The sequence below is a fragment of the Pseudomonas kermanshahensis genome (assembly GCF_014269205.2).
Classification (GTDB): domain Bacteria; phylum Pseudomonadota; class Gammaproteobacteria; order Pseudomonadales; family Pseudomonadaceae; genus Aquipseudomonas; species Aquipseudomonas kermanshahensis.
The window spans coordinates 5,065,500-5,081,155 of sequence record NZ_JABWRY020000001.1; the positions used below are offsets into that span (position 1 = coordinate 5,065,500).

General features: G+C 64.0%; 16 protein-coding genes. 13 read left to right on the forward strand and 3 right to left on the reverse strand.

All coding sequences use genetic code 11. From position 1 onward, the window contains the following. Window positions 1-59: 59 nt before the first annotated feature. The 4 genes from HU764_RS22680 (at window position 60) to HU764_RS22695 (ending at window position 3,530) form a co-directional block, all read left to right on the forward strand. A complete protein-coding gene (locus tag HU764_RS22680) occupies window positions 60-857 on the forward strand; it encodes a hydroxymethylpyrimidine/phosphomethylpyrimidine kinase (protein ID WP_085272375.1) in 798 nt (265 codons plus the stop codon). Between the two features lie 14 nt (window positions 858-871). Next, window positions 872-1,495 (forward strand): thiamine phosphate synthase, encoded by a 624-nt coding sequence (thiE, locus tag HU764_RS22685; RefSeq protein WP_099455386.1) that lies wholly within the window; start codon window positions 872-874, stop codon window positions 1,493-1,495. A gap of 17 nt (window positions 1,496-1,512) precedes the next feature. Continuing rightward, entirely contained in the window at window positions 1,513-2,796 is a 1,284-nt protein-coding gene (gene hemL, locus HU764_RS22690) for a glutamate-1-semialdehyde 2,1-aminomutase (RefSeq protein ID WP_085272346.1), read from the forward strand. Window positions 2,797-2,984: 188 nt separating this feature from the next. Beyond that, entirely contained in the window at window positions 2,985-3,530 is a 546-nt protein-coding gene (locus tag HU764_RS22695) for a tetratricopeptide repeat protein (protein WP_027592628.1), read from the forward strand. 6 nt (window positions 3,531-3,536) lie between these two features. Here the strand turns inward: HU764_RS22695 and HU764_RS22700 are convergent, their stop codons facing one another. Then, window positions 3,537-3,863: a DUF1820 family protein gene (locus tag HU764_RS22700; RefSeq protein WP_027592627.1), complete on the reverse strand. Its 327-nt coding sequence runs from the start codon at window positions 3,861-3,863 to the stop codon at window positions 3,537-3,539. Window positions 3,864-4,113: 250 nt separating this feature from the next. Here HU764_RS22700 and HU764_RS22705 point away from each other — a divergent pair, with 250 nt between their 5' ends. Genes HU764_RS22705 through lnt form a run of 4 tightly spaced genes read left to right on the forward strand, consistent with a single transcriptional unit; the run spans window position 4,114 to window position 7,969 of the window. Further along, a complete protein-coding gene (locus HU764_RS22705; RefSeq protein WP_027592626.1) occupies window positions 4,114-5,112 on the forward strand; it encodes a PhoH family protein in 999 nt (332 codons plus the stop codon). Further along, window positions 5,105-5,578, forward strand: coding sequence for an rRNA maturation RNase YbeY (gene ybeY, locus HU764_RS22710; protein WP_027592625.1), 474 nt, complete (start codon window positions 5,105-5,107; stop codon window positions 5,576-5,578). Before HU764_RS22705 ends, ybeY begins: the two co-directional genes overlap by 8 nt. A 25-nt stretch (window positions 5,579-5,603) precedes the next feature. Then, window positions 5,604-6,443 (forward strand): HlyC/CorC family transporter, encoded by an 840-nt coding sequence (locus HU764_RS22715; RefSeq protein ID WP_027592624.1) that lies wholly within the window; start codon window positions 5,604-5,606, stop codon window positions 6,441-6,443. An 8-nt stretch (window positions 6,444-6,451) separates the two neighbouring features. Then, window positions 6,452-7,969: an apolipoprotein N-acyltransferase gene (gene lnt / locus HU764_RS22720; RefSeq protein ID WP_186702362.1), complete on the forward strand. Its 1,518-nt coding sequence runs from the start codon at window positions 6,452-6,454 to the stop codon at window positions 7,967-7,969. A 124-nt stretch (window positions 7,970-8,093) separates the two neighbouring features. Here lnt and HU764_RS22725 read toward each other — a convergent pair whose 3' ends face one another. After that, entirely contained in the window at window positions 8,094-8,855 is a 762-nt protein-coding gene (locus tag HU764_RS22725) for a YdcF family protein (RefSeq protein ID WP_186702363.1), read from the reverse strand. A gap of 132 nt (window positions 8,856-8,987) precedes the next feature. Next, window positions 8,988-9,302, reverse strand: a complete 315-nt coding sequence (locus tag HU764_RS22730; protein WP_027592621.1) for a hypothetical protein — start codon at window positions 9,300-9,302, stop codon at window positions 8,988-8,990. Between the two features lie 227 nt (window positions 9,303-9,529). On the opposite strand from HU764_RS22730, the gene leuS reads away from it, so the two are divergent. From leuS to HU764_RS22755, 5 genes are all read left to right on the forward strand, one after another. Further along, a complete protein-coding gene (leuS, locus tag HU764_RS22735; RefSeq protein ID WP_027592620.1) occupies window positions 9,530-12,136 on the forward strand; it encodes a leucine--tRNA ligase in 2,607 nt (868 codons plus the stop codon). A gap of 60 nt (window positions 12,137-12,196) precedes the next feature. Then, window positions 12,197-12,802 carry an LPS-assembly lipoprotein LptE gene (locus HU764_RS22740; protein WP_186677453.1) on the forward strand — a complete coding sequence of 202 codons (606 nt, stop codon included), beginning with the start codon at window positions 12,197-12,199 and terminating at the stop codon, window positions 12,800-12,802. Between the two features lie 38 nt (window positions 12,803-12,840). Next, complete coding sequence (gene holA / locus HU764_RS22745) at window positions 12,841-13,878, forward strand: DNA polymerase III subunit delta (RefSeq protein WP_186677450.1); 1,038 nt, start codon at window positions 12,841-12,843, stop codon at window positions 13,876-13,878. A 192-nt stretch (window positions 13,879-14,070) separates the two neighbouring features. Beyond that, window positions 14,071-14,235 carry an alternative ribosome rescue factor ArfA gene (gene arfA, locus HU764_RS22750; RefSeq protein WP_016501800.1) on the forward strand — a complete coding sequence of 55 codons (165 nt, stop codon included), beginning with the start codon at window positions 14,071-14,073 and terminating at the stop codon, window positions 14,233-14,235. A gap of 60 nt (window positions 14,236-14,295) precedes the next feature. Then, on the forward strand, window positions 14,296-15,615 hold the full coding sequence (locus HU764_RS22755; RefSeq protein ID WP_027592617.1) for a lytic murein transglycosylase: 1,320 nt from the start codon (window positions 14,296-14,298) through the stop codon (window positions 15,613-15,615). The last annotated feature ends 41 nt before the right edge of the window (window positions 15,616-15,656 follow it).

The window sequence follows — 15,656 nt, forward strand, 5'->3', positions numbered from 1 at the left end:
AGCAAAACTCGTTTGTAGGACGATCCCCACAAATGGGTTTGGTGGTAAGCTCGCCGCCCATGAATACCTACAGCTCCCGCCCCGTTGTCCTCTGTCTCTCCGGCCACGACCCCAGTGGCGGCGCCGGCTTGCAGGCAGATATCGAAGCCCTGATCGCCCAAGGCTGTCACGCCGCACCCGCGGTGACCGCCCTGACCGTCCAGGATACCGTCAATGTTTCCGACTTCCGCGTGCTCGACCGCGAGTGGGTGCTGGCCCAGGCCAACGCCGTGCTGGCTGACTCCACGGTAGCGGCCGTCAAGCTGGGCATGCTCGGTTCGATCGACATGGTCGACACCGTCGCCGAACTGCTTGCCGCCCACCCGCACCTGCCGCTGGTCTGCGACCCGGTCCTGCGTGCCGGTGGCGGTGGCCGCCTGGGCAAGGACGAAGTGGGCTACGCCGTGCGCGAACGCCTGCTGCCGCTGGCGACCATCGCCACGCCGAACCTGCCGGAAGCGCGCATTCTCGCCGAGCTGCCTGAAGGCACCGCCGACGAGTGTGCCGAGAAACTGTTGCCGTTCTGTAGACACCTGTTGATTACCGGGGGTCACGGCGACGAAGACGAAATCCACAACCGCCTGTACAGCCGCGATGGCCAACGCCTGACCTGGACCTGCCAACGCTTGCCAGGCAGCTACCACGGTTCCGGTTGCACCCTGGCCAGCGCCCTGGCCGGTCGACTGGCCCTGGGCGAAGCACTGCAAAGCGCTGTGCGCAGTGCCCTGGACTACACCTGGCGCACCCTGCGTGACGCCGAGCAACTGGGCAAGGGCCAGTACGTGCCGCGCCGCCTGCCCCTGGATTTCTGCTCCTGATACGAGGCTTTCAGATGAAGCTACGCGGTCTGTACGCAATCACCGACAGCCAGCTGCTCGCCGGCCGTTTTCTGTCCCATGTCGAAGCGGCCCTGGACGGCGGGGTGCGACTGTTGCAGTACCGCGACAAGAGTGACGACGCCGCGCGTCGCCTGCGCGAAGCCGAAGCCTTGAAGCAACTGTGCGAGCGCTACGACACCCAGCTGATCATCAACGACGACGCCGAACTGGCCGCGCGCCTGGGTGTCGGCGTGCACCTGGGCCAGACCGACGGCCCACTGACCCCGGCACGTGCGTTGCTGGGCCGCGACGCCATCATCGGCTCGACCTGCCACGCGCAGCTCGACCTGGCCCGCCAGGCCGCCAGCGAAGGCGCCAGCTACGTGGCCTTCGGTCGCTTTTTCAACTCCGTGACCAAGCCGGGCGCACCGGCCGCCAGCCTCGACCTGCTGGAACAGGCCCGCGCCCAGGTCAAGCTGCCGATCGCCGTGATCGGCGGCGTCACCCTCGACAACGCTGCCCCGTTGGTCGCCCATGGCGCCGACCTGCTGGCGGTGATCCACGGCCTGTTTGGTACCGATAGCGCGCAGGAAGTCACCCGCCGCGCCCGTGCCTTCAACGCCCTGTTCGCTTCCTGATTTCGAGAGAAGATCCCATGTCCCGTTCCGAAACCCTGTTCGCCCAAGCCCAGAAGCACATCCCGGGCGGCGTCAACTCGCCCGTCCGCGCGTTCAAGAGCGTTGGCGGCACGCCGCTGTTCTTCAAGCACGCCGAAGGCGCCTATGTCGTTGACGAAGACGACAAGCGCTACGTCGACTACGTGGGTTCCTGGGGCCCGATGATCCTCGGCCACGGCCACCCTGAAGTGCTCGACGCGGTGCGCAACCAGCTGCAACACGGCCTGTCCTACGGCGCCCCGACCGCCATGGAAACCGAGATGGCCGACCTGGTCTGCTCGCTCGTGCCGTCGATGGAAATGGTCCGCATGGTCAGCTCGGGCACCGAAGCCACCATGAGCGCCATCCGCCTGGCCCGTGGCTACACCGGCCGCGACGCCATCATCAAGTTCGAAGGCTGCTACCACGGCCACTCCGACAGCCTGCTGGTGAAAGCCGGCTCGGGCCTTCTGACCCAGGGCGTGCCAAGCTCGGCGGGCGTGCCGGCGGACTTCGCCAAACACACCCTGACCCTGCCGTTCAACGACATTGCCGCGGTCGAAAAAACCCTGGCTGACGTTGGCCAGACCGTGGCGTGCATCATTGTCGAGCCGGTCGCCGGCAACATGAACTGCGTACCGCCAGCCCCGGGCTTCCTCGAAGGCCTGCGCGAGCAGTGCGACAAGCACGGCGTGGTGTTGATCTTCGACGAAGTGATGACCGGCTTCCGCGTCTCGCTGGGCGGCGCCCAAGGCTACTACGGCATCACCCCTGACCTGTCGACCTTCGGCAAGATCGTCGGCGGCGGCATGCCGGTCGGCTGCTTCGGCGGCAAGCGCGAAATCATGGGCTGCATCGCCCCGCTGGGCCCGGTCTACCAGGCCGGTACCCTGTCGGGCAACCCGCTGGCCATGGCCGCCGGCCTGACCACGCTGAAACTGATCAGCCGCCCAGGCTTCCACGCCGAACTGACCGATTTCACCAGCCGCATGCTCGACGGCCTGCAACAGCGTGCCGATGCCGCTGGCGTACCGTTCGTCACCACGCAGGCGGGTGCCATGTTCGGCCTGTACTTCAGCGGCGCCGATGACATCGTCACCTTCGACGACGTGATGGCCAGCGATGCGGATCGCTTCAAGCGCTTCTTCCACCTGATGCTCGACGGTGGCGTGTACCTGGCGCCAAGCGCGTTCGAGGCGGGCTTCACCTCCATCGCCCATGGCGACAAGGAGCTGCAGATCACCCTGGATGCGGCTGAAAAGGCCTTTGCTGCACTGAAGTAAATCGCCACATTTGCCCCTGTAGGAGCGCCCTTACAGCCCTTTCGCGACGTAAGGCCGCTCCTACACAATCAGCTGACTTCCCCAACCCGACAGAATTTCGCGTAAAACTTTGTAAGGTTGGCGCTGCTTATCCCATAATGTGCCACCAGAGACATTGGCCGCAGCTTTGCAGAGGTAAGTCGATCCCCATGAACCGCACCGGCCGCGCCCTGACCCTGGGCTGCCTGTTGCTTCTACAGCCCCTGCTGGCCCTGGCGGAGGGTGGTAACTCATTGCTGATTCCAGCGACGAGCCGCTGCACCCTGAATGTTCAGCCAGAAGACCTCGCCAATGCCCTCAAGGCCTGCGAGCAGACGGCGACGACGGGGGATGCCCAGGCGCAGTTCGAACTGGGCGAGTACTACTACACCCAGACGCCCAAAGACCTGAACAAGGCCCTGAACTGGTTTCAGCAGGCCTCGTTGCAAGGCCACGCCCAGGCCCAATACCGGCTTGGCGCCATGTTCTTCCGCGGCGAAGGGGTCAAGGCCAACAACGTGCAGGCCTACATTCTGCTGAAGATGGCGGCGGTCAACGGCGCCGAAGATGCGCTGGACATGGCCGACGAAGTGACCGAGCAGATGCCCCGCGACGAGCTGGAACACGCGACCCAGGTGCTCGGCCAGATCTTCCGCAAGTACCTGCTTGAACTGCAGAACGCCGAAGGGCGCTCGCCGTTCTCGCCACTTCCCTGAAACGCCCTACTTCTCTGGCATCGGCATGGGGAACGGCATCACATTGCCGCCACCCTTGGCCTCGCTGATCTTCGCCGTGCCCAAGCGCTCGACCTCGTCGATGCGCACGATCGAATGCATCGGCACGAAGCTGCGGATCACGCCCTCGAACTGGCTCTTGAGCTTCTCTTCGCTGGGGTCGACCACCACCTGGGTGCGCTCGCCGAAGACGAACTCCTCGATTTCCAGGAAGCCCCACAGGTCGCTCTGGTAGATCTGCTTGGCATACATCTCGAAGACCTGCCCCTGGTTGAGGAAGATCACTTTATAGATGGCGGGTTCGCGTTTGCTCATGGTTGGCGGGATAACACATGCGTAAGAAAAGGTGCGCATCATAGCAGTGCCGGCCTGTTCGCGGGTAAACCCGCCCCCACAGGCTCTCCACCGGCCTTGAAACCTGCGCAGTACCTGTGGGAGCGTGTTCACCCGCGAACAGGCCAGAACAGGCCCTACATACCGTTGAACGTTTCAGTGCTTTCGCCACTGCCATTCAAGGGTTATTCTTGAGCTCACACCCATTGCCGTCGGGCGGCTAAAAACGACCTTGAACGCACCCATAGAACCTCATCGTTTCATCCTCGAACCTTTCGAGGCCCACCGTTTCGCCAACTTGTGCGGCCAGTTCGACGAGCACCTGCGCCTCATCGAGCAACGCCTGGCCATCGAGATCCGCAACCGCGGCAATCAGTTCGAACTGATCGGCGAACCCAAGACCACCTCCGCTGCCGAGCAACTGCTGCGCCGCCTCTACCGCGAGGCCAAGGCCACCGACTTGTCGCCAGAAACGGTCCACCTGTACCTGCAGGAATCGACCGTCGAGAACATCGACAACCCGGCGGTCAACGAGGTCAGCGTCTCGTTGCGCACGCGCAAGGGCAACATTCGCCCGCGCGGTGTCAACCAGCAGCGGTACGTCAAGGAAATCCTGGCCAACGACATCAACTTCGGCATCGGCCCGGCCGGTACCGGCAAGACGTACCTGGCCGTGGCCTGTGCCGTAGATGCCCTGGAGCGCGAGCAAGTGCGCCGCATCCTGCTGGTACGCCCGGCAGTCGAAGCGGGCGAAAAGCTCGGCTTCCTGCCCGGTGACCTGGCACAGAAGATCGACCCGTACCTGCGCCCGCTGTACGACGCCCTGTACGAAATGCTTGGCTTCGAACACGTGGCCAAGCTGATCGAGCGCCAGGTGATCGAGATCGCCCCGCTGGCCTACATGCGTGGCCGTACCCTGAACAACAGCTTCATCATCCTCGACGAAAGCCAGAACACCACGCTTGAGCAGATGAAGATGTTCCTCACCCGCATCGGCTTCGGCTCGACGGCGGTGATCACCGGTGACATCACCCAGGTCGACCTGCCCCGTGGCACGAAGTCGGGCCTGGCGCACGTGATCGAGGTGCTCCGGGACGTTCCGGGTATCAGCTTTACCCATTTCCAACCCAAAGATGTGGTTCGTCACCCACTGGTGCAACGCATCGTCGAGGCCTATGACCGCTTCGAAGGCCGTCAGGCCAAGCCAGAGGCACCCGGCAAAGATGCTTGAACTTGACTTGCAACGGGCCACGGACGCCGCCGCCCCTGACGATGCTGCCTTCCGCCGCTGGTGCGAGTTGGCCCTGCGCCAGCGCAGCGCCGACTCGGAGATGACCATCCGCCTGGTCGACGAAGCCGAAGGCCGCGAGCTGAACCACACCTACCGGCACAAGGACTACGCGACCAATGTGCTGTCGTTCCCGGCCGACGTGCCTGATGACCTGCTCGATATCCCCCTGCTGGGCGACCTGGTGATCTGCGTGGCGGTGGTCGAGCGCGAGGCCGCCGAACAGGGCAAAACCCTAGAGGCCCACTGGGCGCACCTGGTCATCCACGGCTGCCTGCACTTGCTCGGCTACGACCACATCGACGATGACGAAGCCGAGGAAATGGAAGCCCTGGAACGAGAATTGCTGGCAGAACTGGGTCACCCTGACCCGTATGCCGACGATGAAGACGAAACCATCACACACTGATACTGCAAGGATCACGAGAACCGCCATGAGCGAAGATCGATCGAGCAACGGGCAAAAGTCCTGGCTGGGTAAACTGACCCAGGCTTTTGCCCATGAGCCGAAAAACCGCCAGGAGCTCCTTGAGCTGCTGCGCGAAGCCCATCAGAACAAGCTGCTCGACAGCGAAGCGCTGACCATTGTCGAAGGCGCTATCCAGGTTGCTGACCTGCAGGTGCGCGACATAATGGTGCCGCGCTCGCAAATGATCAGCATCAAGGCCAGCCAATCGCCTCGCGAGTTCCTGCCGGCGGTGATCGACGCCGCGCACTCGCGCTACCCGGTGATCGGCGAAAGCCACGATGATGTGCTGGGCATCCTGCTCGCCAAGGACCTGCTGCCGCTGATCCTCAAAGAGAACGGCGACAGCTTCAACATCAAGGACCTGCTGCGCCCGGCCACCTTCGTGCCGGAGTCCAAGCGCCTGAACGTGCTGCTGCGCGAGTTCCGCGCCAACCATAACCACATGGCCGTCGTCATCGACGAATACGGCGGTGTGGCAGGCCTGGTGACCATCGAGGACGTGCTCGAACAGATCGTCGGTGACATCGAAGACGAACACGACGTCGAGGAAGACAGCTACATCAAGCCGCTGCCCAGTGGCGACTTCCTGGTCAAGGCGCTGACCCCGATCGAGAACTTCAACGAGTTCTTCGACAGCACCTTCTCCGATGACGAATTCGACACCGTGGGCGGCCTGGTGATGAGCGCGTTCGGGCACCTGCCCAAGCGCAACGAAACCACCGAGATCGGTGCCTACAAGTTCCGCATTCTCAATGCCGACAGCCGGCGGATTCACCTGCTGCGCCTGACACCGATCACCCGCTAAGGACAATCATGCGTTGGATCACCCGCCCCGGCTGGCCCGGTAACCTGCTGGCCATGGCGGCCGGCGCTTCCACCCTCCTGGCCCTGGCGCCGTTCGACATCTGGCCGCTGGCCCTGTTGTCCATCGCCCTGCTTTACCTTGGCCTGCGCGAGCTCAGCCCGCGCCAGGCCATGGGCCGCGGCTGGTGTTTCGGCTTTGGCCTGTACGGCGCCGGCACCTGGTGGATCTACGTCAGCATGAACACCTACGGCGGCGCTTCGCCACTGCTGGCGATCCTGCTGCTGCTGGCGTTCTTCGCCGCCCTTGCCTGGTTCTTCGCCCTGCCCACGTGGCTGTGGGCGCGCTGGCTGCGGCGCAACGAGGCGCCGCTGGCCGATGCCTTGTGCTTCGCTGCCCTGTGGCTGTTGCAAGAGGCCTTCCGGGGCTGGTTCCTGACCGGCTTCCCCTGGCTTTATGCGGGCTACAGCCAGCTCGATGGCCCCTTGGCGGGCTTGGCGCCGCTAGGCGGCGTGTGGCTGATTTCCTTCACCCTGGCGCTTAGCGCTGCCTTGCTGTGCAACCTGCATCGGCTACGCGCCCGGCCCTCGTTCCTGGCCGCCGCCGGCGTGCTGCTGCTCGCCCCCTGGGTACTGGGCATGGCCCTCAAGGGGCACGCCTGGACCAAGCCTGCGGGTGATCCACTCAAAGTGGCCGCCATCCAAGGCAACGTCGAGCAGGAGGTGAAATGGGACCCGGCGCACATCGACGCACAGCTGGCGCTGTACCGCGACATGACCTTCACCTCGAAGCCCGTAGACCTGTTGATCTGGCCCGAAACCGCGGTCCCGGTGCTCAAGGACCAGGCCCAAGGCTACATCGACGTGATGGGCCGCTTTGCCGCCGAGCGGCATTCGGCGCTGATCACCGGCGTCCCCGTACGTGAGGTGGTGCACCACCAGCGCCGCTATTACAACGGCATCACCGTGACCGGCGAAGGCGACGGCACCTACCTCAAGCAGAAACTGGTACCGTTTGGCGAGTATGTGCCGCTGCAAGACATGCTGCGTGGCGCGATCGAGTTCTTCAACCTGCCCATGTCGGACTTTGCCCGGGGCCCCGAAGACCAGCCGCTGCTGCAGGCCAAGGGTTACCAGATTGCGCCGTATATCTGCTACGAGGTTGTCTACCCGGAGTTCGCGGCGAGCCTGGCGGCGCGCAGCGACCTGCTGCTGACCATCAGCAACGACACCTGGTTCGGCACCTCCATCGGCCCCCTGCAACACCTGCAGATGGCGCAGATGCGGGCACTGGAAGCCGGCCGCTGGATGATCCGCGCCACCAACAACGGCATAACCGCGCTGATCGACCCGTTCGGGCGCATTACCACGCAAATTCCGCAGTTCCAGCAGGCGGTGCTGTATGGCGAGGTGGTGCCGATGCAGCAATTGACGCCTTACCTGCAGTGGCGCTCGTGGCCGCTGGCGATCCTCTGTGTGCTATTGCTGGGCTGGGCGTTGCTGGCGGGGCGCATCGCCAAGACTGTCTGATGCAGACTGTGCCGGCCTCTTCGCGGGTCAAGCCCGCTCCCACAAGCACCATTGCTCCAGGGCGCAGTTGCAAAGTGTGGGAGCGGGCTTGCCCCGCGAAGAGGCCGGCACAGGCAACGTAGATTCAATAGAACACCCGATACCCCACCAACCCCACCGCCTCATTCAGCAACTGCCCGCTCTGCCACATCGCCCGGCTCTCTGGCAGCAACCCGGCAAACGGCCGGGCATGATCACGCCCCAGGAACCCCATCGGCGCTGGCACCACCTTGAACCCCGCCTGCTCAAAGCTGAAACGCGAACGCTGCATGTGCCAGGCCTGGGTCACCACCACCACGCGACGAATACCCAGCGGCTGCAGAATATCCGCCGTGAACCGCGCATTTTCCCAGGTGGTACGGCTGGCCTGCTCTTGCCACTTCACCTCGACGCCAAAGTCTTCACGCAAGCGATCGGCCATCAACCGCGCCTCGCTCGGCGGCGTGCCGTAGTGCAAGCCACCGCTGGTCAGCACCGGCAACCCCGACGCCTTGGCCAGCCGCGCAGCAAAGCGCATGCGCTCAAGGGCCGTTGCCGTAGGCTGGTCATCCCCACCCCAGGCCGGGTCACCGCGCTCACGCCCGGCACCTAGCACGACGATGGCATCCACCCTGCCGGCAAGGCCCGCCCACTCGCTGACCTGCAAAGGCGGTTCGGTTTCCAGCAACCGTGCCGACTCCTGCACCACCAGGGGCAAACTCATCAGCCACAGGCCACCCAGCCCCACTGCAAAGCACAGCGCCGCCAGCCGCGGGCGGCGGGTACGCAGCCACCAGGCGGCCAGCAGCAGCAGGAACAGGACGCCCGGCGGCATCAGCCATTGCTTGATGAAGAATCGAATGGGCATCGGCTACACCTCCATGGAAGGCGTGCAGCCTAAGAGGATCGACGCCGGGCAACAAGTGTGCGGCCGGCGACGATCGTGAGAAGTGTATTGAAGAACCGGCGCGCGATGGCCTGCGCCTGGCGTCCTGAACGGCTAACGATGCGGCAGCGTCCTGGATCTCGCCGTGCTGGCGGGGCGTTTCTTGTCCTTGAGCCAGATGATCTTGGCCGATGTCGGCTCCGCTTGCGGGTAACTGCCGGCACAGGCATTTTGGCGCTCCGGAAGGGATTCCAGGTAGGCCTTGATCACTTCGAACTCTGCGTGGCTAAGGCCGCGCAACTCCAGCTCGGCTGGACTCTCGTCGCGCAATCGTACCGACGTCCGGGCAACTTCCAATGCCAGGCCAAGGCGGTCGATCAGGCGTTCGTAAAGCTCCGGTTTGATTGCGGGTAGCTGCGTCTCTCCCATCCGTTCACCTCATTGAAGATAAAAATATCTCCCCCCACACCTGAGCTTAGCGTCACTCTAAAAAGCAGCCGTTTGCCGCGACCAGCGGGCATTCGCAATCAAGGTTTCCCACGATGCGCAGCGCTGCTGTATGCTACGGCGTTCACTCTAAACGACACCGGAGTACCGGTTGCAGCGAGGTTCCGCTGCCTGGAACAAGGTCTCTTCTCTCTCAGCCAAAAGTAGCCATGCACGAACAATACACGCCCCGTGATATCGAAGCCGCCGCCCAGAACTTCTGGGACGAGCAACAATCGTTCGCTGTTACCGAACAGCCAGGCAAAGACACCTACTATTGCCTATCGATGTTCCCGTACCCGAGCGGCAAGCTACACATGGGCCACGTGCGCAACTACACCATCGGTGACGTGATTGCCCGCTACCAGCGCATGCTGGGCAAAAACGTCCTGCAGCCGATGGGCTGGGACGCTTTCGGCATGCCCGCGGAAAACGCGGCGATGAAAAACAACGTCGCCCCGGCCAAGTGGACGTACGAAAACATCGACTACATGAAGACCCAGCTCAAGAGCCTGGGCCTGGCCATCGATTGGGCACGTGAAGTCACCACCTGCAAGCCGGACTACTACCGCTGGGAACAGTGGCTGTTCACCCGCCTGTTCGAAAAGGGCGTCATCTACCGCAAGAACGGTACCGTGAACTGGGACCCGGCCGACCAGACCGTGCTCGCCAACGAGCAGGTCATCGACGGTCGCGGCTGGCGTTCGGGCGCGCTGATTGAAAAGCGCGAAATCCCGATGTACTACTTCCGCATCACCGACTACGCCGACGAGTTGCTCGAGAGCCTCGACGAGCTGCCGGGCTGGCCTGAACAGGTCAAGACCATGCAGCGCAACTGGATCGGCAAGTCGCGCGGCATGGAAGTCCAGTTCCCGTTCGACCAGGCCAGCATCGGCCACGAAGGCGCCCTCAAGGTCTTCACCACCCGTCCTGACACGCTGATGGGCGCCACCTACGTCGCCGTCGCCGCCGAACACCCGCTGGCCACCCAGGCTGCCCAAGGCAACCCGGCGCTGCAGGCGTTCATCGACGAGTGCAAGAGCGGCAGCGTCGCCGAGGCCGACATGGCCACCCAGGAGAAGAAGGGCATGCCCACTTCCCTGCTGGTGGAACACCCGCTGACCGGCGAGAAGCTGCCGGTCTGGGTCGCCAACTACGTGCTGATGCACTACGGCGACGGCGCCGTGATGGCCGTGCCGGCCCACGACGAGCGCGACTTCGAGTTCGCCCACAAGTACAACCTGCCGGTCAAGGCCGTGGTGCGCACCAGCGCTGGCGATGAAGTCGGCAACGAGTGGCAGGCTGCCTACGGCGAGCATGGCCAACTGATCAATTCCGGCGAGTTCGACGGCCTGGACTTCGCCGGCGCCTTTGACGCCATCGAAGCCGCCCTGATCCGCAAGGAACTCGGCAAGTCGCGCACCCAGTTCCGCCTGCGCGACTGGGGCATCAGCCGTCAGCGTTACTGGGGCTGCCCGATCCCGATCATCCACTGCCCGTCCTGCGGCGACGTGCCGGTGCCGGAAGACCAGCTGCCGGTCACCCTGCCAGAAAACGTGGTACCGGACGGTGCCGGCTCGCCGCTGGCGCGCATGCCCGAGTTCTACGAATGCACCTGCCCGAAATGCGGCACGGCGGCCAAGCGCGAAACCGACACCATGGACACCTTCGTCGAGTCGTCCTGGTACTTCGCCCGCTACGCCTCGCCAAACTACGACCAAGGCCTGGTCGACCCTAAAGCCGCCAACCACTGGCTGCCGGTCGACCAGTACATCGGCGGTATCGAGCACGCGATCCTGCACCTGCTGTACGCGCGCTTCTTCCACAAGCTGATGCGTGACGAAGGCCTGGTCACCTCGAACGAGCCGTTCAAGAACCTGCTGACCCAGGGCATGGTGGTCGCCGAGACCTACTACCGCGTTGCCAGCAACGGCGGCAAGGACTGGTTCAACCCGGCCGATGTCGAGATCGAACGTGACGCCAAAGCCAAGATCATTGGCGCCCGCCTGAAGACCGACGGCCTGCCGGTGGAAATCGGCGGCACCGAGAAGATGTCGAAGTCGAAGAACAACGGCGTCGACCCGCAATCGATGATCGAAGCCTACGGCGCCGATACCTGCCGCCTGTTCATGATGTTCGCATCGCCGCCCGACATGAGCCTGGAGTGGTCCGATTCCGGCGTCGAAGGCGCAAGCCGCTTCCTGCGCCGTGTCTGGCGTCTGGCCCAAGGCCACGTCAGCCAGGGCCTGCCGGGCAAGCTGGATGTCGCCACGCTGGACGACGCGCAAAAGGTCATCCGCCGCGCCATCCACGCCGCGATCAAGCAGGCCAGCACCGACGTGGGCCAGTACCACAAGTTCAACACCGCCATCGCCCAGGTGATGACCGTGATGAACGTGCTGGAAAAGGCCCCGCAAGCCACCGAACAGGACCGTGCCCTGCTGCAGGAAGGCCTTGAAGCCGTCACCCTGCTGCTGGCGCCGATCACCCCGCACATCTCCCACGAACTGTGGAAGGCGCTGGGCCACGACCAGGCGGTCATCGATGCTGGCTGGCCAGCCGTCGACGAGAGCGCACTGGTACAGGACAGCATCGTCCTAGTGGTGCAGGTCAACGGCAAGCTGCGTGGCCAGGTCGAAATGCCGGCCGCCGCCAGCCGCGAGGAAATCGAAGCCGCCGCCCGCAGCAACGAGAATGTCCTGCGCTTCATCGATGGCCTGACCATCCGCAAGGTCATCGTGGTACCGGGCAAGCTGGTCAACATCGTCGCCAATTGATGGCACGCCCGCCCGCAGGTTCTGCGGGCGGGCGGTACAGGCCCAAGAGGGAGCAACAACATGATCAAACGCAATCTGCTGGTAATCGGCCTGGCCGTCGTGCTCAGCGCCTGCGGTTTCCAGCTGCGTGGCACCGGCACCACCGAGCTGAGCGTCAAAGAGATGGACGTCAGCGCGCGCAATGCCTATGGCGAAACCGTGACCCAGCTGCGTCAGGTTCTGGAGCGTAACGGCGTCAACCTGCACGCGGGCGCGCCTTACCGCCTGGTGCTGACCAACGAGCAGGAAAACGAACGCGCCGCGACCTACACCGGTGGCAGCCGCTCGGCCGAGTACGAGCTGACCACGGTACTGAACTACAGCATCCAGGGCCTGAACAACCTGGAACTGCTCAGCGACAAACTGGAAATGCGCAAGGTCTACGTGCGTGACGGTTCCAACATCACCGGTTCCGAGCAGGAAGCCAAACGGGCACGTGACGAAATGCGCCGCGACCTGGTCAACGCCATGGTCGTACGCCTGCAGATGCTGACCCCGACGCAACTCGACGAGCTGCAGCGTAAAGCCGACGAACGCGCCCAGGCTGAAGCCGCCGCGCTGGAAGCGGCACGCCGCCAGCAGGCGGAAACGCCTCAGCAGTCGCCACTGGAAGTTCCGGGCAACTGAGCCCGTGCGGGGCACCTTAGGTGCCCCGCCTGTTTCCGATGAAACTCGCCCCCGCCCAACTCAACAAGCACCTGCAAGGCGCCCTGGCACCGGTTTACGTGGTCAGCGGCGACGACCCATTGCTGTGCCAGGAAGCCGCTGACGCCATCCGCGGCGCCGCACGCCAGCAAGGTTTCGACGAACGCCAGGTGTTCAGCGCCGACGCCAATTTCGACTGGGGCACCTTGCTCCAGGCGGGCGCCAGCCTGTCGCTGTTCGCCCAGCGCCGCCTGCTGGAACTGCGCTTGCCCTCCGGCAAGCCCGGTGACAAGGGTGCTGCCGCCTTGATGGAATACTGCGCCAGGCCGGCCGAAGACACGCTGCTGCTGATCAGCCTGCCCAAGCTCGACGGCAGCGCGCAGAAGACCAAGTGGGGCAAGGCCCTGATCGAAGGCGCCCATTGCCAGTTCATCCAGATCTGGCCGGTGGATGCGCACCAATTGCCGCAGTGGATCAACCAGCGGCTGTCGCAGGCAGGCCTTTCGGCTCAACGCGATGCCGTGGACCTGATCGCCGCCCGGGTCGAAGGCAACCTGCTGGCTGCCGCCCAGGAAATCGAAAAACTAAAGCTGCTGGCCGACGGTAACCAGATCACCGTCGAGACCGTACAGGCGGCGGTCGCCGACAGCGCCCGCTTCGATGTCTTCGGCCTGGTCGATGCCATTCTCAATGGCGAAGCCGCGCACGCCCTGCGCATGCTTGAAGGCCTGCGCGGCGAAGGCGTGGAGCCGCCGGTGATTCTGTGGGCACTGGCGCGCGAACTGCGCCAACTGGCCGGGCTGGCCCAACAGTTCAGCCAGGGCGTACCGCTGGACAAGGCCTTCAGCCAGGCGCGGCCACCGGTGTGGGATAAACGCCGCCCGCTGGTCAGCAAAGCCCTGCAGCGCCTCTCGGCGCAACGCTGGGCCCAGCTGTTGCAGGATGCCCAGCGGATCGATGCGCAGATCAAGGGCCAGGCCGAGGGTTCGCCCTGGACTGGGTTGTCGCGTTTGTCGCTGCTGATGGCCGGCCAGCGGCTAGCGCTCCCTTCCGAATAGCCGGGGCCGCTTCGCGGCCCATCGCGACACAAGGCCGCTCCTACAACAATCGCGTACCCCTGTAGGAGCGGCCTTGTGTCGCGATGGGCTGCATAGCAGCCCTAAGTCCCCAACCATATACACAATCAATTGGCCCTCCCCCACCCAGCGGCCTACAGTGCGCCCCGAAAGCCACCCATCGGGAAACGCACCATGAGCAAAAAACCGAAGAAGCACGGCCCCAACAAGGCCAAGTCGATCGTCGCCCAGCCACTGTTCCGCTGCCGCCAGGAACAACCGGACAAGGGCAAAGGCAGCTACCGCCGCGAAGCCTTCCAATCGAGAGATTGGGAGGCTTCTTACTTTTTGGCGGCATGAAAGCATCGAAAGCGCAGGCATGGTATGGTCGTCACCTGACCTGAAATTCTGGATCTGTGCATGCTCCTCAGCCTTCTTCCCCGTTGGAAATCCCGCCAGCTGATCGCGGCCTCCAGCTTCATCCTGCTCGTCGCCTGCGCGGAAAAACCCACCGCCGCCGATGCCTTGCCGCTGGCACCTGCCCAGCCCGCCCCGGTGGTGAACGTGCCTGGTGCAACGCCCGACGCCAGCGCTACTGAGATCCAGCCCCTGCAAACCTTCGCGCAATGGCAGGCTGGCTTCCGCCAACAAGCCTTGCAGGCTGGCATTTCGCCAAACACCTTCGACCGTGCGTTCCTCGGTGTCACCCCCGACATGGACGTGATCAAGGCCGACCGCAGCCAGCCAGAATTCACCCGCCCGGTGTGGGAATACCTGGAAGGCGCACTGTCGCCACTGCGCGTGCGCAACGGCAAGAAGCTGATGGAGCAGAATGCAGAACTGTTGACCCGCATCGAGCAACGCTATGGCGTAGACCGCCAAGTGCTGGTTTCGGTCTGGGGCATGGAGAGCAACTTCGGCCAGTTCCAGGGCAGCAAGTCGGTCATTCGCTCACTGGCGACCTTGGCCTACGAAGGCCGCCGCCCCCAATTCGCCCAAGACCAGCTGATTGCCGCCCTGCAAATCCTGCAGAACGGTGATATCCAGCCAGAGGCCATGCGTGGCTCGTGGGCTGGCGCCATGGGCCAGACCCAGTTCATCCCGACCACTTACAACACCCATGCAGTGGATTTCGACGGTGATGGCCGCCGGGATATCTGGAACAGCACCCCCGATGCCCTGGCCTCCACAGCGCACTACCTGCAGAGCTCTGGCTGGAAACGGGGCCAGCCTTGGGGCTTTGAAGTGCAAGTGCCGGCCGGGTTCGACTTCTGGCTGGCCGACGGGTCGCTGCGCAAGCCGGTGAGCGAGTGGCTGCAACTGGGCGTGAAGCTGCCAGCCGGTACTCAGCTGCCCGCCAACAGCAATCAGCTGTCTGCCGCCCTGCTGCTGCCTGCAGGTGCGCGCGGCCCGGCGTTCCTGGTGCTGGACAACTTTCGCGCCATCCTCAAGTACAACAACTCGTCCTCCTATGCACTGGCCGTAAGCCTGCTGGGTGACCGGTTCTCGGGCTGGGGCTTCATTGCCGGCAGCTGGCCGAAAGAGGACCTGCCTTTGAGCCGCAGCGAGCGCATGGAGCTGCAACACTTGCTCAACGCCAGCGGGCATGACGCGGGCAACGCCGATGGCATCATAGGCGCCAACACCCGCAAGGCCATTCGCAATGCCCAGCAGGGGTTGGGATGGCCGGCGGATGGGTACCCGACGCACAAGTTGCTCGAGAGCCTGCGTCAGCAGTAAGAACGCTGGGGGCGCGTTGCGCCCCTTTCGCGACACAAGGC